We start from the raw sequence: 18,450 nt of genomic DNA on the forward strand, positions 1-18,450 counted from the left end.
GGGGTCAGATGCCTTTGTTCTTCAGGCGGTTGGCGTGCTGGCGATACAGCGCCACCGGCTCGGTCCAGCCGCGGATGCCGAACAGGTGGTTGACCGCATCGACGTGGTTCATGTTGTAGCCGTCGCCCAGCACCTGGCCCAGGTAGGTGGCGCAGACGCCGACCAGACCGTCGTTCTTCTCGCCGCCGAAGACCAGGCCGGTGAAGGCCAGGAAGGGATCGGCGGCATCGAAGACGTTGGTGTAGGCGGCGTTGCCGGTCCAGGAGTAGTAGCGGATGCTGTGCCCGCGCACGTTATGCACTTCCGTGGACTTGGCGCAGTAGCTGCTGTTGTTCACGCCCCAGGGATGGCGGCCGTTGAGCGCGGTGGTGCCGGGGGTGGTCAGGGTGGCCAGGGCATCGAGGCCGCTCTGCGGGTTGCTGGCGCCGGACAGCAAGTTGATCAGCGCGCCGAGCGCATTGGCGATAGCGTTGGCGCCGCCTTCGATGGCGCCGCCCGGCGGAATCACCCCGCGCACCACGTCGGCCACCTTGGAGCCCTTGTTGACGCCGTTGATCGAGGTCACCGAGGCCACCAGATCGGGGCGCAGCGAGGCCGCCACCCGCGAGGTGGGCGAGCCCTGGCTGTGGCCGATCAGGTTGACCTTGCCGCCACCTGCGGCGGCCCAGGGTACGATCTGCCGGGCCAACTCGGCGCCGCGCTGTTCGCTGTCGTTGAACGCGGCGACGCTGGCGATATGCACCCTGGCGCCGTCGCGTTCGAGGTTCCAGGGGATGGTGTGGAAGTAGTTGACCAGCCCGCCGATGGTGTCGAAGCCGGTGATGCCGTGCACCAGCACGATCGGGTGCTTGGTCTTGGTGTAGTTGGCCTGGGCCTGGACGGCGCCGAGCAGGGCCAGAGTGGCAAGGACGGTGGTATAGACGCGACGCATGGGTGCCTCCGTTATTGTTCTTGTGGGCACGCCGGGGAACTGCGTCCGGCGCCGCGCCAGTCTAGGCAGGCAGCCGGGCACAGCCCATCGCCCAGATGGGTGAAGGGCTGTGCAGCGGGTCTCGTTTGCTAAGACGGCAGGCGACGCACCTGCCGCGGGCTCAGGGCTGCGAGGCGATGGCCCGCTCGAGCGCCTCAATCAGCCGCGGATCGTCCGGCTTGGTCAGGCTGGAGAAGCTGGCGAGCACCTTGCCCTGGCGGTCGACCACGTACTTGGAGAAGTTCCAGCGCGGCGCCTTGCTCTGCTCGGCCAGGCCCTTGAACAGCGGAATGGCCTCGGCGCCGGTGACCACCTGGGCCTCGCTCATGGTGAAGGTCACGCCATAGTTGACGTAGCACACGGTGGCGGTCTCCTCGCTGTCGTCGGCTTCCTGGCGGAAGTCGTCGGAGGGCACGCCGAGCACCTCCAGACCCTGGCCCTTGTAACGCTGGTAAAGCGCCTCGAGGCCTTTGAACTGCGGGGTGAAGCCGCAGAAGCTGGCGGTGTTGACCACCAGCAGCGGTTTGCCGGCGAACTGGCACAGGTCGATGCTGTCCTTGGCCCGCAGGCGCGGCAGCTCGCCCTGCAGCAGGGCCGGACAGTCGGCGGCCAGCGCCGGCACGGCCAGGCCGGACAGCAGGAGGGTACAGGCGAAGCGGCGCAGCGACATAAGGATGATCCTGGAGATTCTGAACGATGCACCCACGCTACTCGCCCCGCCCTTCCAGAGCAACGCAGGTGCGCCGTGCGCAGCGCTGCCCGGCGCTAGCAGATACCGACGCCCAACTGCAGCAACCCCAGGCCGCCCTGCCGCCAGCCCCACCAGGCCAGCGCCAGCAGCAGCCCCGCCGCCAGCAGCGCGGCGCCGAGCAGCAGCGGCCGCGTGCTCACGCGCCGGCCTCCTGCAGGCGCGCCACCGGCACCTCGCGCACCGGCCAGTTGAGCACCGCGGCCAGCAGGCTGAGGAGGACGGCGATCTGCCAGACCAGGTCGTAGCTGCCGGTGTGGTCGTACAGGTAGCCGCCCAGCCAACCGCCGAGGAAGGAGCCGAGCTGGTGGAACAGGAAGACGATGCCACCGAGCATGGACAGGTTGCGCACGCCGAACAGGGTCGCCACGGTGCCGTTGGTCAGCGGCACCGTCGACAGCCACAGCAGGCCCATGGCGATGCCGAACAGGTAGGCGCTCCACTGCGTCAGCGGCGCCACCAGGAACAGGGTGATCACCACCCCGCGCGCCAGGTACAGCGCGCTGAGCAGGCGCGGCTTGGACATGCGCCCGCCGAGCCAGCCGGCGATATAGGTGCCGAAGATGTTGAACAGCCCCACCAGGGCCAGCACCGTGGTGCCGGTCAGCGCCGGCAGGTGATGGTCGACCAAGTAGGCCGGCAGGTGCACGGCGACGAACACCACCTGGAAGCCGCAGACGAAGAAGCCCAGCGCTAGCAACCAGAAGCCGGAGTGGCCGGCCGCCTCGCGTAGCGCCTCGACCAGGGTCTGCTGGGGCCCGCTCGGTAGCGGCATCGGCTGCTCCTTGATCATCGCCGCCAGCGGCAGGATCAGCGCCACCAGCAGGCCGAGGGCGAGCAGCGCCGCCGACCAGCCGAGCCAGCCGATCAGGCCCAGGGTGCCGGGCAGCATGGCGAACTGGCCGAAGGAGCCGGCCGCCGCGGCGATGCCCATGGCCATGCTGCGTTTTTCCACCGGAACGGCGCGGCCGACCACGCCGAGGATCACCGAGAACGAGGTACCGGACAGGCCGATGCCGATCAGCAGGCCGGCGCTCAGCGACAGCGACAGCGGCGAGTCGGCCAGGCCCATCAGCAGCAGGCCGACGGCATACAGCAGGCCGCCGACGACTATGGTGCGGCGCGCGCCGAAGCGGTCGGCCAGGGCCCCGGTGAACGGCTGCGCCAGGCCCCAGATCAGGTTCTGCAGGGCGATGGCGAAGGCGTACACCTCGCGCCCCCAGCCGAATTCGGCGCTCATCGGCGGCAGGAACAGGCCGAAGCCGTGGCGGATGCCCAGCGACAGGGCCAGGATCAGTGACGCGCCCAGCAGCAGCCAGGTGGTCGAGCGCCATGCGGTGGTCATTACGGTGTCTCCCGGGGACGGCCGGTTGTGGCCGTGAAGGCGATAAGTAAGCGCCGATACAAGATCAGGCCAGTTGTTCCAGCAGTTGCATCAGTTCGGCGCGGCGCTCCTCGCCGAGGCGTGCGTTGAGTTCGTCCTGCACCTGTTGCCAAAGCGGCAGCGCCTGCTGCAGACGCTGCACACCGGCGGCGCTGATCAACACCTGGCGGCTGCGCTGATCGCGGCCTTCGCCGAGCTGCAGCAAGCCCTGCTCCTGCAACACCCGCAGGTTGCGCCCCAGGGTGCTGCGATCCAGGCCCATGGCCTCGGCCAGCGCGGAAATGCTCGGCTGCCCCAGCCGCTGCACATGACGCAGCAGGGAAAACTGGGCGGCGCCGAACCCGACCGCGGCGAGCGCATCGTCGTAACGTCGGGTCACCCCGCGGCTGGCGCGGCGCAATTGGGTGCAGAGGCAGGTGGTCGGCAACATGGGGTGCAGGTATATACCCGCTTTGCACCGAGACACAGGCACAGTTGCCCGCTTTGTCGGCATAACAGTGCGCCGGGCGCTGCCGCTAGCGCCCGACGGCGCGCTGCCGGTAGTAGCGGCGAAGATCCGCGGCGAAGCGCGCGTAGACCTCGTCCGGCAGCCAGCGCCGCTGCACCTGCAGCAGGCCTTGCGGCTGCGCCAGCAGTTCGACCACGGCGCGCTCCAGGCGCGCGGCCATGCGCGCGCCCCAGGCCGTGCGCGGGCAGTAGAACCCCACCGGCACCAGCGCATCGCCCTCCAGCAAGGGCACGCTGACCAGGCTGTCGCCGAGGCTGAAGCTGCGCGCCACCTCGGTGTAGACCATGGGGTACTCGAAGGCGTAGTCGATGCGCCGGTGGCTGACCATCAGCAGCAGGTTATCGCCCGTGCCGGCCGCCAGTTCGAGCAGGCGGCGAGCGTCCAACGCCCGCTGCAGGGGTTCGCGAATGGCCGACGGGTAGACCCGGCCGCGGGTCAGCGCGCCACGCAGGTAGGGATTGGCCAGCAGCCAGGCGAGGCTGACCCGGCCGTCGTCCAGGGCCAACTGGGCATAGGTCTGGCGCCGCACCAGCACATGGATCGGCGGCGACTGTAGAAAAGCGACGAAGTGGCCCAGACGGTCGCGCTCGGCGCTCTGCAACTGGCCGCTGGTGCACAGCGGCTCGCCAGCCAGCAGGCGCTGCTCCAGGCGAGCGAACGGCAGCACCTCGTAGCGAATGTGCAGCTCCGCCAGCTGTGCGTCGAGCAGTTGCATGGCCTCGTAGAGCACGCCGTCGACCAACTCGCCGTCGCGCACGTTGAACACCCCGGGCAGCGGCAGCACGCCCCAGGTCAGGGTTTCGCCGCGCACGCCGAGCAGCAGCAGGCACAGCAGCACGAGCATCCAGCGCAGAAGAGGCATAAAGGCAGGCAATGTTTGTGGTTATGCCTGAAGCCTAGGCGAGGCTGCAGGATCTGCCCTCAGACCAGCAAGGCCAGCGCCAGGGCGACGGCGCATTCGGCCAGCTCGACCAGGGCGCCGGCGGTATCGCCGGTGGTGCCGCCCAGGCGCTGGCACATCAGCCGCCGCAGCCAGAACAACAGCAGCGCGGCGACCCCCAGCGCCAGCACGCCGCTCCAACCGAACAGCAGGCAGATGGCCAGGCCGTGGCCGGTCAGCAGCCAGGGCAACTGGCGCCGTGGCAGCTGCTCGGCCAGCACCTGGCCCAGGCCGCCGGCGCGTACGTAAGGCGTGGTCCACAGCAGCAGCGGCAACAGACCACGCGCCAGCCAGGGCAGCAGCACCAGCAAGCCCCCCTGCCCGGCCTGCAACAGGCCGACCAGGGCGGCGAACTTGAGCAGTAACAGCAGTACCAGCACCGTCACCGCCATCGGTCCGCTGCGCGGGTCCTTCATGATCGCCAGGGTCCGCTCGCGGTCGCCGAAGCCGCCGACCCAGGCGTCGGCGCTGTCGGCCAGGCCGTCCAGGTGCAGGCCGCCGCTCAAGGCCACCCACAGCGCCAGGATGATCGCCGCCTGCAGCAACACCGGGGCCGCGCCCAGCAGCCAGTGCGCCCCCCACAGCAGCAGGCCGAGCAACAAGCCCACGGCCGGATACCAGAGCAGAGAACGGCCGAGCTGCTCGGGCGTCGGCATACCCGGCAGGCTGACCGGCAGGCGGGTGAGAAACTGCAGGGCGATCAGCGCCGGGCTCATGCCAGCTCCCTCAGGGTGCCCTGCCCGTCCAGCTGCAGACGCACGCGCTGGGCGTAACCGACATTGACCTGCAGCAGCTCGTGGCGCGGCAGGCCGCGGGCGCGCGCCAGCAGCAGACGCATCACCCCGCCGTGGGTAATCAGCAGCAGGTGCCGGCCGCGGTGCGCCTGGTACAGCCGCTGCAGCGCGGCGAGAATGCGCGCCTCGAAGCGCAGCAGCGGCTCGCCGTCCGGCGGGGTAAAGGCAAAGGGGTCGGCCCAGAAGCGGCCGAGCGCCTCGGCATCGGTCTGCATCAGTTCGGCGGTGCTGCGCCCCTCCCAGGCGCCGAAGTGCAGCTCCTGCAGGTCGGCGTCGAAGGCCAGCGGCAGCGCGTGCTGCGCCGCCAGTTCCTCGGCGAAGCGCGCGCAGCGCTGCAGCGGCGAGCTGACCAGCGCGTCCCAGGGCCCGGCGCCGGCCACCGCGGCGCGCAGTTGCGCCCAGCCGGTCGCGGTCAGGGCGTCGTCGAGGCTGCCGCGCAGGCCGCCGCCCTGCTCGGTTTCGCCGTGGCGCAGCAGTTCCAGGTGCAGGCTCATGCCGGGCGATCCGCCACCGCTGCCTCGGCGAAAGTCGCCATCTGCCCGTGCAGCGCACAGGCCAGGCGCAGCAGCGGCACAGCCAGCGCCGCACCGCTACCCTCGCCCAGACGCAGGCCCAGCTCCAGCAGCGGCTCGGCGTCCAGCGCCTGCAGCACCCGGGCATGCCCGGGCTCGGCGCCGCGGTGGGCGAACAGCAGCCAGTCGCGGCAGCCGGGGTTCAGGCGCACCGCCAGCAACGCGGCGACGCTGCAGATAAAGCCGTCCACTAGCACCGCCACGCCCTGCTGCGCCGCCGCCAGGTACGCGCCGACCAGCGCGGCGATCTCGAAGCCGCCCAGGTGCACCAGTGCCTGCAGCGGCTCGGCGATGTGCGGCCGGTGCAGGGCCAGCGCCGCTTCGATCACCCGCACCTTGTGCGCCACCCCGGCGGCGTCCAGCCCGGTACCGGGGCCGGCCAGCTCGGCCGGCGGGCAATCGAGCGCCCAGCAGGCCAGCGCGGCGGCGGCGCTGGTGTTGCCGATGCCCATTTCACCGCCGATAAACAGCTCGCAGCCCACCGCGCGGGCGCGCAGCAGGCTGTCGCAGCCGGCCTGCAGGCAGATCAGCGCCTGGGCCAGGGTCATCGCCGGCGCCTGGACGAAGTTCTGCGTGCCGGCGCCCACATACAGGTGGCGCACGCCGGGCAGCGGCTCGAGCGGCACGGCGGTGCCCAGGTCGATCACCTCCAGCGCGGCGTCCAGTTCGCCGGCCAGCACGCCGATGGCCGCGCCGCCGTGAACGAAGTTGCTCAGCATCTGCCCGGTCACCGCCTGCGGGTAGGCCGACACGCCCTCGGCCACCACGCCGTGATCGCCGGCGAAAATGGCGATCCACAGCCTGTCCAGCTTCGGCCGCTCGCTGCCCTGCAGCGCCGCCAGCTGGATCGCCAGCGCCTCCAGCCGGCCGAGCGAGCCGGCCGGCTTGGTCAGCTGTTGCTGGCGCGCCTCGGCCTTGGCCCGCGCCACATGATCGAGCGGCTGGCAGGGGCCCTGCCACCAGTGCAGGCTCATAACGCATCTCCTTTGAGCACCATGGGTAGCCCGGCGACGCAGAACAGCACGCGCCGGCTGCGTTCGGCCAGGGCCTGGTGCAGCCAGCCGGCCTCGTCGACGTAACGGCGGGTCAGCTCGCCCATGGGCACCACGCCCAGGCCGGTTTCGTTGCTGACCAGCAGGATGCGCCCCGGCAGCTCGGCCAGCGTATCGAGCAGCGCGTCGCGCTCGGCGGCCAGGCGCGCCTCGTCGTCCAATAGCAGCAGGTTGGTCAGCCACAGGGTCAGGCAGTCCACCAGCAGACAGCGCCCCTCGCGCGCCTGCTCGCGCAGCACGCGGGCCAGCGCCACGGGTTCCTCCACCAGCGCCCAATGCGCCGGGCGGCGCGCGCGGTGCTGGGCGACGCGCGCGCTCATCTCGCCGTCCAGCGCCTGGCTGGTGGCGATATACACCACTTCCAGGCCGGACTCGGCCGCCAGCTTCTCCGCCAGCCGGCTCTTGCCGGAACGGGCGCCACCGAGGATCAGTTCAAGCATTTGCACTCCGTTGGGTGTCGTGGGGCCGCCTAGGCCGTGCGCACCGTTGGCAAATCAAAACCGTAGGGTGGATCACGCTCTACCGATCCACCATTGGCAGATGCCCAGCGATCACAGCAGTGGACGAAAAAAGCGTCGTCCACCCTACGCCAGCCCACAGAGCGCCTTGAGTTTGTCGGTATCCAGGTGTTCTTCCACCAGATCGGCCAGGCGCTCGATATCGCGCTCGCGCAGGGCCTGGTAGTCCACCGCCTGCACCTCGCGCAGCCCGGCCCAGCGCAGCAGCGCGGCGCAGGCCTGAGGAAGCTCGAACAGGCCGTGCAGGTAGGTGCCGAGCACCTGGCCGTCGCCACTCAGGCTACCGTCACGGCGGCCGTCGTCCAGGCTCACCGCACCATTGAGGCCGGCGCCAGTGCTGACCCCGGCATGAATCTCGTAGCCGCTGACCTCGGCCTGCTCCAGGCACAGGCGGCCACGCACGTTGCGCAACTGCTTGTGCGGCTCCAGCCGCGTCTCGAAATCCAGCAGGCCGAGGCCCTCGCTGCTGCCGGCGGCACCTTCCAGGCCGTGCGGATCGTGGATGTGCCGGCCGAGCATCTGCAGGCCGCCGCAGATGCCCAGCAGCTTGCCGCCATAGCGCAGATGACGGGCGATGGCGGCATCCCAACCCTGCTCGCGCAGGCGCGCCAGGTCGGCGCGCACGCTCTTGGAGCCGGGCAGGACGATCAGGTCGGCCGGCGGGATGGTCTGGCCGGGCCCGACGAAACTTAGTTGCACCTGCGGGTGCAGGCGCAGCGGGTCGAAATCGGTGTGGTTGCTGATGCGCGGCAGCACCGGCACCACCACCCGCAACGCGTCCGTGGTCTTGGCCTGCTGGCGAGTATCGACGGCGTCCTCGGCCTCCAGGTGGAAATCCATCAGGTAGGGCAGCACGCCGAGCACCGGCCTGCCGGTGCGCTGCTCCAGCCAGTCCAGCCCCGGTTGCAGCAGGGCGATGTCACCGCGAAAACGGTTGATCACGAAACCCTTGATGCGCGCCTGCTCGGATGGGCTGAGCAGTTCCAGGGTGCCGACCAGGTGGGCGAACACCCCGCCCTTGTCGATATCGGCGATAAGGATCACCGGGCAGTCCACCGCCTCGGCGAAGCCCATGTTGGCGATATCGCCGGCGCGCAGGTTGATCTCCGCCGGCGAGCCGGCACCCTCTACCAGCACCAGCGGGTACTGCTGGCGTAGACGCTGGTGGGACTCGAGCACCGCGGCCATGGCCACCTGCTTGTAGCCGTGATAGGCCAGCGCCTGCATATTGCCCACCGCACGGCCGTGGATGATCACCTGCGCGCCGGTGTCGCTGTTGGGCTTGAGCAGCACCGGGTTCATATCGGTGTGCGGCGCCAGGCCCGCGGCCTGGGCCTGCACCGCCTGGGCGCGGCCGATCTCGCCGCCGTCGGCGGTGACCGCAGAGTTCAGCGCCATGTTCTGCGGTTTGAACGGCGCCACCGCCACGCCCTGACGCCGTGCCCAACGGCACAGGGCGGTCACCAGGGTGCTCTTGCCGGCGTCGGAGGTGGTGCCCTGCACCATCAGGGTGGTGCCGATCATTGCCCCAGCTCCTCGGCGCACTCGCGCAGGGCCTGCTGCAGGCGCTGCCAGCCCGCCTCGTGCGGCGGCAGACCGAAGCGCAGGCTGTCCATAAAGGGCAACAGCCGCACCAGGATGCCGCGCCGCGCCAGCGCCGCGTGCCAGTCGCCGGCCCGCGGCGGGCAGCAGAGCTGGAACAGCGCGCAGCCGCCGGTGGGCGGCAGGCCGCCATCGCGCAGCAGCGCCGCCAGGCGCTCGCCGTCGACCTGCAGGCGCTGGCGTTGCCGCGCCTGGCCGGCGCCGTCGGCCAGCAGCTGGCGCGCCAGCTGCCGCGCCGGACCGCTCACCGCCCAGGGCCCGAGCAGTTCGGCCAGCTCGTCGAGCAGGCCCTGCTCGGCGAGGACGAAGCCCAGGCGCAGGCCGGCCAGGCCGAAGAACTTGCCGAACGAACGCAGCAGGATCAGCCCCGGCCGCGCGCCGTGAGCGGCCAGGCTGTGCTCGGGCGTGCAGTCCATGAAAGCCTCGTCCACCAGCAGCCAGCCGCCGCGCTCGGCCAGTTGCGCGTGCCAGGCGAGCAGGCGCGGCGTCTCGATACGCCGGCCGGTGGGATTGTTCGGGTTGACCAGCAGCAGCACGTCGAGGCGCGGCAGGGCGCGGTCGATGGCGCCCTCGCTGAGCTGCATCACCCGGTGCCCCTCGCGGCGCCAGGCGGCGGCATGCTCGGCGTAGGTCGGCGAGAGGATGCCCACCGTGCAGCCCTTGCGCAGGCGCGGCAAGGCCTGGATCGCCGCCTGCGAACCGGCCACCGGCAGCAGGCTGGCCGCGCCGTAGTAGTCGCGGGCGACGGCTTCCAGGCCATCGTCCGGCTCCGGCAGGCGAGTCCAGGCCTCGGCCGCAATAGCCGGCAACGGCCAGCCGTAGGGGGCGATGCCGGTGGACAGGTCCAGCCAGTCCTCCAGGGCGATGCCGTATTGCCGCGCCGCCGCACGCAGGCGGCCTCCATGCTCAAGCACCCAGCACCTCCCAGAGTCCCAGCAGCGCCAGCCACAGCAGCACGCCGCCCCACACCAGATTCAGCGCGCGCTCGATATCGCGCGCCCGCGGCGGCGGCCCCTCGCCCAGTTGCGGGCGCACATGCAGCTGGCCGTGATATTCGGCCGCGCCGCCCAGGCTCACCCCCAGGCTACCGGCGCCGGCGGCCATCACCGGGCCGGCGTTGGGGCTGTCCCACTGCGGCGCCTGGCGACGCCAGCAGCGCAGCGCCAGGGCGCTGTGGCCAAGCAACGCGTAGCTCAGCGCCACCAGGCGCGCAGGGACGTAATTGAGTACATCGTCGATCTTCGCCGCGGCCCAGCCGAAGCGTTCGAAGCGCTCGTTGCGGTAACCCCACATGGCATCCAGGGTATTGCTCAGGCGGTACAGCACCACACCCGGCGCGCCGGCGACGACGAACCAGAACAGCGCGGCGAACACCGCATCCGAGCCGTTTTCCAGCACCGACTCGGTGCCGGCGCGGGCCACGCCGCCGGCGTCCAGCGCGGCGGTGTTGCGGCTGACCATCCAGCCGACGCGCTCGCGCGCCAGCGCCAGATCGCCCAGGCGCAGCGCCTGCGCCACCGGCCGCGCGTGCTCGACGAGGCTGCGCAGGCCGAGGGCGCAGTACAGCGCGGCGATCTCCACCGCCCAGCCGAAGGCCGAGACCTGCGCCAGCAGCCAGGTCAGCAGGGTCAGCGGCAGCACCGCCAGACACCAGGCGCTCACCCCATGGCTGCGCCAGCCGCCGCCGGCGGGGTTGAAGCGCTGCTCCAGACGATTCGCCAGGCGGCCGAAGGCCACCAGCGGGTGGCCCTGCTTCGGCTCGCCGAGCGCGGCGTCCAGCGCCACCCCGGCCAGGGTGCTGAGCGCCAGGCTCATCGCCATAGCCCGTTGCCAGTGGATAGGTCAGTCAACGCGTTCTCCCCATCGATTCTCGAACAGCAGCTCGGCGAGCGGCCGCGGCCTGGCCCAGCCCTCCTCCACCAGCATCGGCTGGTCATAGAAGGCCGCGACCGGCCCCAGGCACAGCAGCGCCACCGGTTTGCTGCCGGCCGGCATGCCCAGCAGCGCAGCCAGCGCCTCGGGCTCGAACAGCGACACCCAACCCAGGCCCAGGCCCTCGGCGCGGGCGGCCAGCCAGAGATTCTGAATGGCGCAGGCCACCGACGCCATATCCATTTCCGGCAGGGTGCGGCGGCCGAAGACATGAGTCTCGCGCCCGTCCATCAGCGCTACCGCCAGCAGCTCGGCACACTCGCGAATGCCCTCGACCTTGAGCCGCATGAATTCGTCGGAGCGCTCGCCCAGCGCCTCGGCGGTGCGCAGCCGTTCGGCCTCCACCAGCGCGTGGACGGCTTCGCGCAATTGCGGGTCGCTGATGCGCAGAAAGCGCCAGGGCTGCATCAGGCCGACGCTGGGTGCGCGGTGCGCCGCCTCCAGCAGGCGTGCCAGCACCTCGGCCGGCACCTCGCCGCCACTGAAGTGGCGCATGTCGCGGCGTTCGGCGATGGCGCGGTAGACCGCGGCGCGCTCGACGGCGCTGAAGGCCTGCTCGCTCATGGGCGCAACAGCGCCGCGGCCGCCAGGGGGTTGGACGGCAGGTAGAAGTGGATATAGGAGGCCGTCAACCGGCCCAGGCGATAGACCGCCTCGGCCACCGCCTTGCCGTTCGGGCAACGACCCAGGGCCAGCGGCGCCAGCGGGCTGTCCAGGCGCGAATGGTGGTAGCTGTGGCCGCGCAGCTCGCCCTCCGGCAACTCCACTTCCTGCAAAGCCAGGGCGGTCAGCCGTGGTTGCAGCGCGGCGCGGCCGGCCAGCAGGCCGAGCATGCGACCGCTGGCGCCCTGCTTGTCGGCCAGTTCGTCGAGCAGGTAGAGCATGCCGCCGCATTCGGCGAGGATCGGCTTGCCGGCCCGGTGATGGGCACGAATCGCCGCGGCCATGGCCTGGTTGCCTTCCAGTTCAGCGAGATGCAATTCGGGATAGCCGCCGGGCAGGTAGAGGCTGTCCACCTGCGGCAGGCCGTCGCCCGCCAGCGGCGAGAAGAATTCAATTTCGGCGCCCAGCTCGCACAGCAGATCGAGGTTGGCCTGATAGAGAAAGGCGAAGGCGCCGTCGCGCGCCACGCCGATGCGCACGCCGGCCAGCAGCGGCTCGACCGCCCGCGGTGGTGGCGCGGCGAAGCGCACTGGCGCCGGCAAGGCCACCTCGGCGCTGGCGGCCAGGGCATCGGCGGCGGCGTCCAGGCGCGTGTCGAGGTCGGCCAGTTCCTGCGCCTGCACCAGCCCCAGGTGACGGCTGGGCAGCTCCACCGCAGCATTGCGCGGCAAGGCGCCGTACCAACGAATGGTGCTCGGCAACGCAGCGCGCAGAATCTCGCCATGGCGCGCGCTGGCCACCCGGTTGCCGAGCACCCCGGCGAACGGCAGGTCGGCCTGGAAGGTCGCCAGCCCATGGGCCAGGGCGCCGAAGGTCTGGGCCATGGCCGAACCGTCGATCACCCCCAGCACCGGCACGCCGAACTGCCGCGCCAGGTCGGCCGCCGAGGGCTGGCCGTCGAACAGGCCCATCACCCCTTCGATCAGGATCAGCTCGGCCTCGCCCGCCGCCTGCCAGAGCAGGCGGCGGCTTTCGGCCTCGCCGACCATCGCCAGGTCGAGCTGGTACACCGGCGCGCCGCTGGCGCGGGCGAGGATCATCGGGTCGAGAAAGTCCGGGCCGCACTTGAACACCCGTACCCGCCGTCCCTGGCGGCTGTGCAGGCGCGCCAGGGCGGCGGTGACGGTGGTCTTGCCCTGCCCTGAGGCGGGCGCGGCGATCAGCAGCGCCGGGCACTGGCGCGAAGTCAAAACTCGACCCCCTTCTGCGCCTTCACCCCGGCCTTGAAGGCATGCTTGACCAGGCTCATCTCGGTCACCGTATCGGCCGCCTCGATCATCCCCGGCAAGGCGCCGCGCCCGGTCACCACCACGTGCTGCAGGAGCGGCCGTGCCTGGATATCGGCGAGCACCGCATCGAGCTGCAGATAACCGTGCTTGAGGGCGATATTCAGCTCGTCCAGCACCACCAGGCCGACGCCCTCGTCGTTCAGCAGGCGCTGCGCAACGGCCCAGGCCTCGCCCGCCTTGGCGATATCGCGCTGGCGATCCTGGGTCTCCCAGGTGAAGCCCTCGCCCATCACGTGGTAGCTGACTTCCTCGGGGAAACGGCGAAAGAAGGTTTCCTCGCCGGTGCTGGCGGCGCCCTTGATAAATTGCACCACGCCAACCCTGATGCCGTGGCCGAGGGCGCGGGCGACCATGCCGAAGGCGCTGCTGCTCTTGCCCTTGCCATTGCCGCTGTGCACCAGCAGCAGGCCGTACTGGTCCTGGGCCTGGGCGATCTTCGCGTCGATCAGCGCCTTCTTGCGCGCCATGCGCGCCTGGTGCCGGGCGTCGCGTTCGGTCAATGCGCTGTCGCGCGGGATCGATTCGCTGTCGCGTTCGGTCGATTCGCTCATCGAGGTTTCCTGGTCTGCGGGCATCCGGGCGCAGGCCGCCGTGCACGACTGGCAAGCTGGCATGGCGGCATCGTTGCGCTCCCGAACACACTGGGCTGGACAAGGCAGGCGGAGAACGGCGCGCGCGGGCCACCGGGAAGGCGAGCCCGCACGCCAGACAACGCCCTCCGCGATGCCGTGGACTGCAGCAGGCCGGTCTCCGGGCTTGTGAGCGAGCCTCGCGGGCTAGCGCCGCGCCTTCCCATGCACGAAGCACAGTGGCAATAGAGCGGCGTTTGACTCACCTACCGTTGCGGGGGCAGCGCCGGAATTTGAACCGGCTTCCCTGTTTCACCTCGTACGCGCGTGGCGTCGGGCACCTGAAGCAAGGCGCGCAGGGTAGAGGCTGGGAGGGTTGGGCGTCAACGCCACGGCGGCTCAGCGCTTGCGGCACAGGGTCAGGCCGTCACCCAATGGCAGCAGCGACAGCTCGACGCGCGCATCGTCCCTGAGCGCCCGGTTCAGCGCCTGAATGGCGCGGGTGTCGGCACTGTCCGGCTGCGCCTGTAACACCCGGCCGCTCCACAGGGTGTTGTCGAACAGCAGCAGGCCGCCCTGGCGCAACAGGCGTAGCGCCTGTTCCAGGTAGGCCGGGTAGTTGGCCTTGTCGGCGTCGACGAAGATCAGGTCGAAGTCGCCCTGCCCTTCGCCCTCCAGCGCCGCCAGGCTGTCCAGCGCCGGGCCCAGACGCCACTGGATACGCTCGGTCAGCCCGGCCTCGGCGAAGTAGCGGCGGGCGGTGGCGTTGTAGTCGCCGGGCAGGTCGCAGCAGATCAGCTGGCCCTGCGACCCCATGGCATCGGCCAGGCAAATGGCGCTGTAGCCGGTGAAGGTGCCGACCTCGACGATCCGCCGGGCGCCGAGCAGGCGCACCAGCAGGGCCATGAACTGGCCCTGCTCCGGGGCGATCTGCCAACGTGCCTGGCTCAGCTGCGCGGTTTCCGCACGCAGGCGGGCGAGCAGCGGCGACTCGCGCAGGGAGACGTCCAGCAGGTACTGGTAGAGCGCGTCGTCGAGTTGCAGGCTGCGCTGGGTCACGGATTGCGCGCCAGTTCGGGGGCGAGCACGCGCTTGGCGTCCAGATAGGCGCGCTGCCAGTAGCTGTTGTCCAGACTGTCCAGGCGCACCGTACCGCCCGAAGACGGCGCGTGGACGAAACGTCCCTCGCCGACATAGATGCCGGCATGACTGACGCCGCGCCCGCCGTTGGTGGCGAAGAACACCAGGTCACCGCTCTGCAGGGCGTCGCGGCGCACATTGGGGCTGCGCATGGCGCTCAGCTCGCGGGTCGAACGTGGCAGGCTGATGCCGGCGGCGTCGCGGTAGACGTAGCCGATCAGGCCGCTGCAGTCGAAACCGCCGTCCGGGGTATTGCCACCGTAGCGATAGGGCGTGCCGACCAGGCCGAGGGCGCGGAACAGCACGTCGTCGGCGCCGCCCTGGAACTGGCCGGTGGCTGGTGGATAGCTGGGCTGTGGGGTGGGGGCGCGACTGCTACAGGCACTCAGCAGCAGGGCGAGAACGAGCAGGGCAACACGGGTCGTGACGGGCATGAGCGAGGCGATCCTGAGCCTGGATGCGCCCTACTCTGCCGGCTCGGGGCGAACGGCGCAACCCTGGGGCCGCGCCGAAGGGCGCTCAGAGCTTGCTCTCAGGGATGACGCTGGGCGGCCTGCTCGTCGTCCACCGGGGCCAGGGCGAGGACGCGCTTGGCCTGCAGGTAGCTGCGATTCCAGTAGCTGTCGTCCAGGCTGTCGATGCGCACGCCGCCGCTGCGGCGGCTGCTGGAATGGATGAACTGATCGTCGCCGAGGTAGATGCCGGCGTGGCTGACGCGGCCGCGGCCGCGGTCGTTGAACAGGATCAGATCGCCCGGCTCCAGGTCGGCGCGGGCCACCTTGGGCGCATCCAGCTTGATCAACTCGCGGGTCGAGCGCGGCAGTTCCAGGCCGACTTCCTTGCGGAACAGATAGCCAACGAAGCCGCTGCAGTCGAAACCGGACTGCACCGAAGTGCCACCGTAGCGATAGCGGGTGCCGACCAGCGAACGCCCGAGATCGAGCAGGCTGTCGGCCAGCTGCGGCATTTCGTAGGGTTTGTCGTCGATCAGCGCGGCCATCTCGTCCTCGGCAGGTTCGACCTGCTGAGCGACGGGCTTGACCGCGGGCTCGTCGAGCTGCGGCTGCGGCGCGTGGCCGGCGCAGGCGGCGAGAAAGGCGATGAGTGCAAAAGGCACGAGGGGTGCGAAGCGTTTGCGCATGGGCACGACCGTGTCGGTTCAATTTACAAGTGCGCGACTATGCCCTCTATGCCGTCTATTTGCAAATTCTATCGCTCGAAATGTGACCCAGTAGTTTCGGCAACACATCTAAGGCCCGCCCAGCCAGCCGTACATCCACCACGGCGCTGAGGTCGGTCAGCGTGGGGTTGATCTCCACGCTCAGGCCTCCGGCCTGGCGGGTACGCAGCACCGGCTCGACTATGTAGGGGAAGCTGGCGCTGGTGCCGACGCTGAGCACCAGGTCAAAACCCTTGCGCAGCTCGGCGTAGAGGCTGTCGATGGCCGCCTCCGGGAGCATTTCCTCGAACAGCACCACGGGTGGGCGCAACACCCCGCCGCACTGCCGACAGCGCGGCGGCAGCGGCCGCTGCAGGTGCTCGGCCAGTTCGCCGTCCTCACCACCGCAGGACTGGCAATAGAGCGGCGCCAGCTCGCCGTGAATCTCGATCAGGCGCTCGCCGGGACTGCCGGCGGCGCGGTGATAACCGTCGATGTTCTGCGTCAGCACCCAGCAAGCGGGCTTGCGCCGCTGCAGCTCGGCGATGGCCAGGTGACCGGCATTCGGCGCCGCGCCGAGACAGGCCTTGCCCAGCTCGGCCAGGTACTTCCAGCACAATGCCGGGTCGCGGCGCAGCATTGGCCCGGACAGCGCCGCCTCGATCGGCAGGCCTTCGGCGGTATGGCCGTTGTACAGGCCGCCGAGGCCGCGGTAGGTGGGCAGGCCGGAGTCGGCCGACAGCCCCGCGCCGGTAATGACCAGGATGCGCTCGGCCTGCTCGATGGCCCGCGCGACTCGCCGCAGCGCCTCGTCCATGGCCTTAACCGAGGATCTCGCTGAGGGGGATAAACCGCAGGCTGTCGCCCTCCTCCAGCGTTGCCCCCTCGAGCACCTCGGCCAGCCCTTCGGCCCAGGCGGCGCTGCGCAGCACGCCGGAGCTCTGGTTGGCGTAGGGCACTGCGCGGCCGTGTTCCAGGCGCGCACGCAGGTACTCGCGGCGCATGCCCGGCTTGCGCCAGACGAACCCGGCCGGCACGGCGAAACCCAGCGGCTCGACGCGCGGCACGCCGAGACGACGCAGCAGGTAGGGGCGCGCCAACAGGCCGAAGGTGACCAGGGTCGAGGCCGGGTTGCCCGGCAGGCCGATCACCGGCACGCCCTGGTAATGGCCGAAGGTCAAAGGCTTGCCCGGCTTGATCGCCAGCTTCCACAGCGCCAGCTCGCCGGCCTCGCGCAGGGCCAGGCCGAGATAATCCGCCTCGCCCACCGAGACCCCGCCGGTGGACAGGATCAGGTCGACGTCGCCGAGCCTGCCGAGGGCCTCGCGGGTTAGCACCAGGTCGTCCGGCAGGATGCCGGCGTCGACCACGGCGCAGCCCAGGCGCTGCAGCCAGGCGCTGAGCAGGCGCCGGTTGCTGTTGTAGATCTGCCCCGGGCCGAGCGCCTGGCCGGGCTCGACCAGCTCGTCGCCGGTCGACAGCACGGCGACCCGCGGCCGCCGCCGCACGCGCAGTTCGGCCGCGCCGAGAGAGGCGGCCAGGCCCAGTTCGATCGGCCCCAGGCGCGTACCGGCCGGCAGCACGCAATCGCCGACACGGGTTTCCTGGCCGCGGGCGCGGACGTTCTGGCCAAGCCTGAGCGGCTGGCGAAAGCGCACTCGGCCGGCGTCATCCAGCTCCACGTTTTCCTGCATTTCCACGCTGTCGGCGCCGGCCGGCAGCGGCGCACCGGTAAAGATGCGCGCGCAGCTACCCGGCTGCAGCGGCAAGGGCGCCGTGCCGGCCTGGATGCGCTGGCTGACCGGCAGCGCCTCGCCCTGCCAATCGGCCAGGCGCAGGGCGTAACCGTCCATGGCGCTGTTGTCCCAGGGCGGCAGGTCGAGGGCGGCAAGCAGCGGCTCGGCCAGCACCCGGCCATCGGCATCGGCCAGCGCGACCGATTCCTGCTGCGCGATGGGCGCGGCCTCGGCCAGCGCCAGCAGGCGCGCCAGCGCCGCCTCCATGGGTAGCAGGCCGGGTTGCTCGCAACCGCTCATCCGCGGCTCTCGCAGGCGGCCACCTGCTTCAGGTGGGGGACGAAATTGCAGGGACGATGGCGGGCATCGAGCTGCTCGCCGAGGATGCCGTCCCAGGCGGTGCGGCAGGCGTTGGTCGAACCCGGCAGGCAGCACACCAGGGTGCCGTTGGCCAGACCGGCCAGGGCACGCGACTGAATGGTGGAGGTGCCGATATCGGCCACCGAGATCTGCCGGAACAATTCGCCGAAACCGTCCACCTGCTTGTCCAGCAGACAGGCAACCGCTTCCGGCGTGCTGTCGCGCCCGGTGAAACCGGTACCGCCGGTGATCAGCACCACCTGTACGCCGTCGTCGGCGATCCAGCCGGCGACCTGGGCGCGGATCTTGTAGAGGTCGTCCTTGAGCAGGACGCGCGCGGCCAAATGGTGACCGGCCTCCTGCAGGCGATCGACGAACAGTTGTCCGGAGGTATCGGTTTCCAGGGTGCGGGTGTCGCTGACGGTGAGCACGGCGATCTGCAGCGGCACGAACAGCGCCTCGGCCTTATGGTTCATGGCAGGCTTCCAATTGCGAGAGAATGGCCGGAGTTATA

Annotated in this window: 22 protein-coding genes and 1 riboswitch; all 22 genes read right to left on the bottom strand. The window is 70.5% G+C overall.

All coding sequences use genetic code 11. The features are described from left to right. Positions 1 to 4: 4 nt before the first annotated feature. The gene (locus tag ACIGKL_RS22080; RefSeq protein ID WP_397488572.1) at positions 5 to 931 is read right to left on the bottom strand and encodes an esterase/lipase family protein; all 927 of its coding nucleotides are present in this window, start codon (positions 929 to 931) and stop codon (positions 5 to 7) included. Positions 932 to 1,091: 160 nt separating this feature from the next. Then, positions 1,092 to 1,640, bottom strand: coding sequence for a glutathione peroxidase (locus ACIGKL_RS22085; protein ID WP_397488573.1), 549 nt, complete (start codon positions 1,638 to 1,640; stop codon positions 1,092 to 1,094). 95 nt (positions 1,641 to 1,735) lie between these two features. Further along, on the bottom strand, positions 1,736 to 1,861 hold the full coding sequence (locus tag ACIGKL_RS22090; protein WP_397488574.1) for a hypothetical protein: 126 nt from the start codon (positions 1,859 to 1,861) through the stop codon (positions 1,736 to 1,738). Next, on the bottom strand, positions 1,858 to 3,063 hold the full coding sequence (locus ACIGKL_RS22095; protein WP_397488575.1) for an MFS transporter: 1,206 nt from the start codon (positions 3,061 to 3,063) through the stop codon (positions 1,858 to 1,860). The genes ACIGKL_RS22090 and ACIGKL_RS22095 overlap by 4 nt, the downstream gene beginning before the upstream one ends. 64 nt (positions 3,064 to 3,127) lie before the next feature. After that, positions 3,128 to 3,532, bottom strand: a complete 405-nt coding sequence (locus ACIGKL_RS22100; RefSeq protein ID WP_397488576.1) for a MarR family winged helix-turn-helix transcriptional regulator — start codon at positions 3,530 to 3,532, stop codon at positions 3,128 to 3,130. Positions 3,533 to 3,617: 85 nt separating this feature from the next. After that, positions 3,618 to 4,472 carry a hypothetical protein gene (locus tag ACIGKL_RS22105; protein WP_397488577.1) on the bottom strand — a complete coding sequence of 285 codons (855 nt, stop codon included), beginning with the start codon at positions 4,470 to 4,472 and terminating at the stop codon, positions 3,618 to 3,620. A gap of 59 nt (positions 4,473 to 4,531) precedes the next feature. Further along, positions 4,532 to 5,266 carry an adenosylcobinamide-GDP ribazoletransferase gene (locus ACIGKL_RS22110; RefSeq protein ID WP_397488578.1) on the bottom strand — a complete coding sequence of 245 codons (735 nt, stop codon included), beginning with the start codon at positions 5,264 to 5,266 and terminating at the stop codon, positions 4,532 to 4,534. Continuing rightward, the gene (gene cobC / locus ACIGKL_RS22115; protein ID WP_397488579.1) at positions 5,263 to 5,838 is read right to left on the bottom strand and encodes an alpha-ribazole phosphatase family protein; all 576 of its coding nucleotides are present in this window, start codon (positions 5,836 to 5,838) and stop codon (positions 5,263 to 5,265) included. Before cobC ends, ACIGKL_RS22110 begins: the two co-directional genes overlap by 4 nt. After that, positions 5,835 to 6,890, bottom strand: coding sequence for a nicotinate-nucleotide--dimethylbenzimidazole phosphoribosyltransferase (gene cobT / locus ACIGKL_RS22120; RefSeq protein WP_397488580.1), 1,056 nt, complete (start codon positions 6,888 to 6,890; stop codon positions 5,835 to 5,837). Before cobT ends, cobC begins: the two co-directional genes overlap by 4 nt. Further along, the gene (gene cobU, locus ACIGKL_RS22125; protein WP_397488581.1) at positions 6,887 to 7,408 is read right to left on the bottom strand and encodes a bifunctional adenosylcobinamide kinase/adenosylcobinamide-phosphate guanylyltransferase; all 522 of its coding nucleotides are present in this window, start codon (positions 7,406 to 7,408) and stop codon (positions 6,887 to 6,889) included. Before cobU ends, cobT begins: the two co-directional genes overlap by 4 nt. Before the next feature lie 144 nt (positions 7,409 to 7,552). Beyond that, positions 7,553 to 9,010 (bottom strand): cobyric acid synthase, encoded by a 1,458-nt coding sequence (locus tag ACIGKL_RS22130; protein ID WP_397488582.1) that lies wholly within the window; start codon positions 9,008 to 9,010, stop codon positions 7,553 to 7,555. After that, positions 9,007 to 10,002 carry a threonine-phosphate decarboxylase CobD gene (cobD, locus tag ACIGKL_RS22135; protein ID WP_397488583.1) on the bottom strand — a complete coding sequence of 332 codons (996 nt, stop codon included), beginning with the start codon at positions 10,000 to 10,002 and terminating at the stop codon, positions 9,007 to 9,009. Before cobD ends, ACIGKL_RS22130 begins: the two co-directional genes overlap by 4 nt. After that, complete coding sequence (cbiB, locus tag ACIGKL_RS22140; protein ID WP_397488584.1) at positions 9,995 to 10,903, bottom strand: adenosylcobinamide-phosphate synthase CbiB; 909 nt, start codon at positions 10,901 to 10,903, stop codon at positions 9,995 to 9,997. Before cbiB ends, cobD begins: the two co-directional genes overlap by 8 nt. Positions 10,904 to 10,930: 27 nt before the next feature. Then, the gene (gene bluB, locus ACIGKL_RS22145) at positions 10,931 to 11,584 is read right to left on the bottom strand and encodes a 5,6-dimethylbenzimidazole synthase (RefSeq protein ID WP_397488585.1); all 654 of its coding nucleotides are present in this window, start codon (positions 11,582 to 11,584) and stop codon (positions 10,931 to 10,933) included. Beyond that, a complete protein-coding gene (locus tag ACIGKL_RS22150) occupies positions 11,581 to 12,873 on the bottom strand; it encodes a cobyrinate a,c-diamide synthase (protein WP_397488586.1) in 1,293 nt (430 codons plus the stop codon). Before ACIGKL_RS22150 ends, bluB begins: the two co-directional genes overlap by 4 nt. Beyond that, positions 12,870 to 13,523, bottom strand: coding sequence for a cob(I)yrinic acid a,c-diamide adenosyltransferase (gene cobO, locus ACIGKL_RS22155; RefSeq protein WP_397488587.1), 654 nt, complete (start codon positions 13,521 to 13,523; stop codon positions 12,870 to 12,872). The genes ACIGKL_RS22150 and cobO overlap by 4 nt, the downstream gene beginning before the upstream one ends. A gap of 172 nt (positions 13,524 to 13,695) precedes the next feature. Continuing rightward, positions 13,696 to 13,901, bottom strand: a riboswitch (cobalamin riboswitch). Between the two features lie 39 nt (positions 13,902 to 13,940). After that, on the bottom strand, positions 13,941 to 14,600 hold the full coding sequence (locus ACIGKL_RS22160; protein WP_397488588.1) for an O-methyltransferase: 660 nt from the start codon (positions 14,598 to 14,600) through the stop codon (positions 13,941 to 13,943). After that, complete coding sequence (locus tag ACIGKL_RS22165; protein ID WP_397488589.1) at positions 14,597 to 15,115, bottom strand: C40 family peptidase; 519 nt, start codon at positions 15,113 to 15,115, stop codon at positions 14,597 to 14,599. Before ACIGKL_RS22165 ends, ACIGKL_RS22160 begins: the two co-directional genes overlap by 4 nt. Positions 15,116 to 15,213: 98 nt before the next feature. Then, complete coding sequence (locus ACIGKL_RS22170) at positions 15,214 to 15,822, bottom strand: C40 family peptidase (RefSeq protein WP_397488590.1); 609 nt, start codon at positions 15,820 to 15,822, stop codon at positions 15,214 to 15,216. Positions 15,823 to 15,877: 55 nt separating this feature from the next. After that, complete coding sequence (locus ACIGKL_RS22175) at positions 15,878 to 16,657, bottom strand: NAD-dependent deacylase (RefSeq protein WP_397488591.1); 780 nt, start codon at positions 16,655 to 16,657, stop codon at positions 15,878 to 15,880. Positions 16,658 to 16,661: 4 nt separating this feature from the next. Continuing rightward, entirely contained in the window at positions 16,662 to 17,876 is a 1,215-nt protein-coding gene (gene glp, locus ACIGKL_RS22180) for a gephyrin-like molybdotransferase Glp (protein WP_397488592.1), read from the bottom strand. Next, positions 17,873 to 18,412 carry a molybdenum cofactor biosynthesis protein B gene (moaB, locus tag ACIGKL_RS22185; protein WP_397488593.1) on the bottom strand — a complete coding sequence of 180 codons (540 nt, stop codon included), beginning with the start codon at positions 18,410 to 18,412 and terminating at the stop codon, positions 17,873 to 17,875. The genes glp and moaB overlap by 4 nt, the downstream gene beginning before the upstream one ends. Between the last annotated feature and the right edge of the window lie 38 nt (positions 18,413 to 18,450).

The sequence above is a fragment of the Pseudomonas sp. NPDC077186 genome (assembly GCF_044543505.1).
In the GTDB taxonomy this organism is placed as follows: domain Bacteria; phylum Pseudomonadota; class Gammaproteobacteria; order Pseudomonadales; family Pseudomonadaceae; genus Aquipseudomonas.

Excerpts from the sequence above, each read along its gene's own strand:
- moaB (WP_397488593.1), bottom strand. The coding sequence starts at position 18,412 with ATGAACCATAAGGCCGAGGCGCTGTTCGTGCCGCTGCAGATCGCCGTG.
- bluB (WP_397488585.1), bottom strand. The coding sequence starts at position 11,584 with ATGAGCGAGCAGGCCTTCAGCGCCGTCGAGCGCGCCGCGGTCTACCGC.
- glp (WP_397488592.1), bottom strand. The coding sequence starts at position 17,876 with ATGAGCGGTTGCGAGCAACCCGGCCTGCTACCCATGGAGGCGGCGCTG.
- cbiB (WP_397488584.1), bottom strand. The coding sequence starts at position 10,903 with ATGAGCCTGGCGCTCAGCACCCTGGCCGGGGTGGCGCTGGACGCCGCG.
- ACIGKL_RS22110 (WP_397488578.1), bottom strand. The coding sequence starts at position 5,266 with ATGAGCCCGGCGCTGATCGCCCTGCAGTTTCTCACCCGCCTGCCGGTC.
- cobO (WP_397488587.1), bottom strand. The coding sequence starts at position 13,523 with ATGAGCGAATCGACCGAACGCGACAGCGAATCGATCCCGCGCGACAGC.
- cobC (WP_397488579.1), bottom strand. The coding sequence starts at position 5,838 with ATGAGCCTGCACCTGGAACTGCTGCGCCACGGCGAAACCGAGCAGGGC.
- ACIGKL_RS22095 (WP_397488575.1), bottom strand. The coding sequence starts at position 3,063 with ATGACCACCGCATGGCGCTCGACCACCTGGCTGCTGCTGGGCGCGTCA.
- ACIGKL_RS22080 (WP_397488572.1), bottom strand. The coding sequence starts at position 931 with ATGCGTCGCGTCTATACCACCGTCCTTGCCACTCTGGCCCTGCTCGGC.
- ACIGKL_RS22175 (WP_397488591.1), bottom strand. The coding sequence starts at position 16,657 with ATGGACGAGGCGCTGCGGCGAGTCGCGCGGGCCATCGAGCAGGCCGAG.
- ACIGKL_RS22170 (WP_397488590.1), bottom strand. The coding sequence starts at position 15,822 with ATGCGCAAACGCTTCGCACCCCTCGTGCCTTTTGCACTCATCGCCTTT.
- ACIGKL_RS22105 (WP_397488577.1), bottom strand. The coding sequence starts at position 4,472 with ATGCCTCTTCTGCGCTGGATGCTCGTGCTGCTGTGCCTGCTGCTGCTC.
- ACIGKL_RS22165 (WP_397488589.1), bottom strand. The coding sequence starts at position 15,115 with ATGCCCGTCACGACCCGTGTTGCCCTGCTCGTTCTCGCCCTGCTGCTG.
- cobT (WP_397488580.1), bottom strand. The coding sequence starts at position 6,890 with ATGAGCCTGCACTGGTGGCAGGGCCCCTGCCAGCCGCTCGATCATGTG.
- ACIGKL_RS22130 (WP_397488582.1), bottom strand. The coding sequence starts at position 9,010 with ATGATCGGCACCACCCTGATGGTGCAGGGCACCACCTCCGACGCCGGC.
- cobU (WP_397488581.1), bottom strand. The coding sequence starts at position 7,408 with ATGCTTGAACTGATCCTCGGTGGCGCCCGTTCCGGCAAGAGCCGGCTG.
- ACIGKL_RS22085 (WP_397488573.1), bottom strand. The coding sequence starts at position 1,640 with ATGTCGCTGCGCCGCTTCGCCTGTACCCTCCTGCTGTCCGGCCTGGCC.
- ACIGKL_RS22100 (WP_397488576.1), bottom strand. The coding sequence starts at position 3,532 with ATGTTGCCGACCACCTGCCTCTGCACCCAATTGCGCCGCGCCAGCCGC.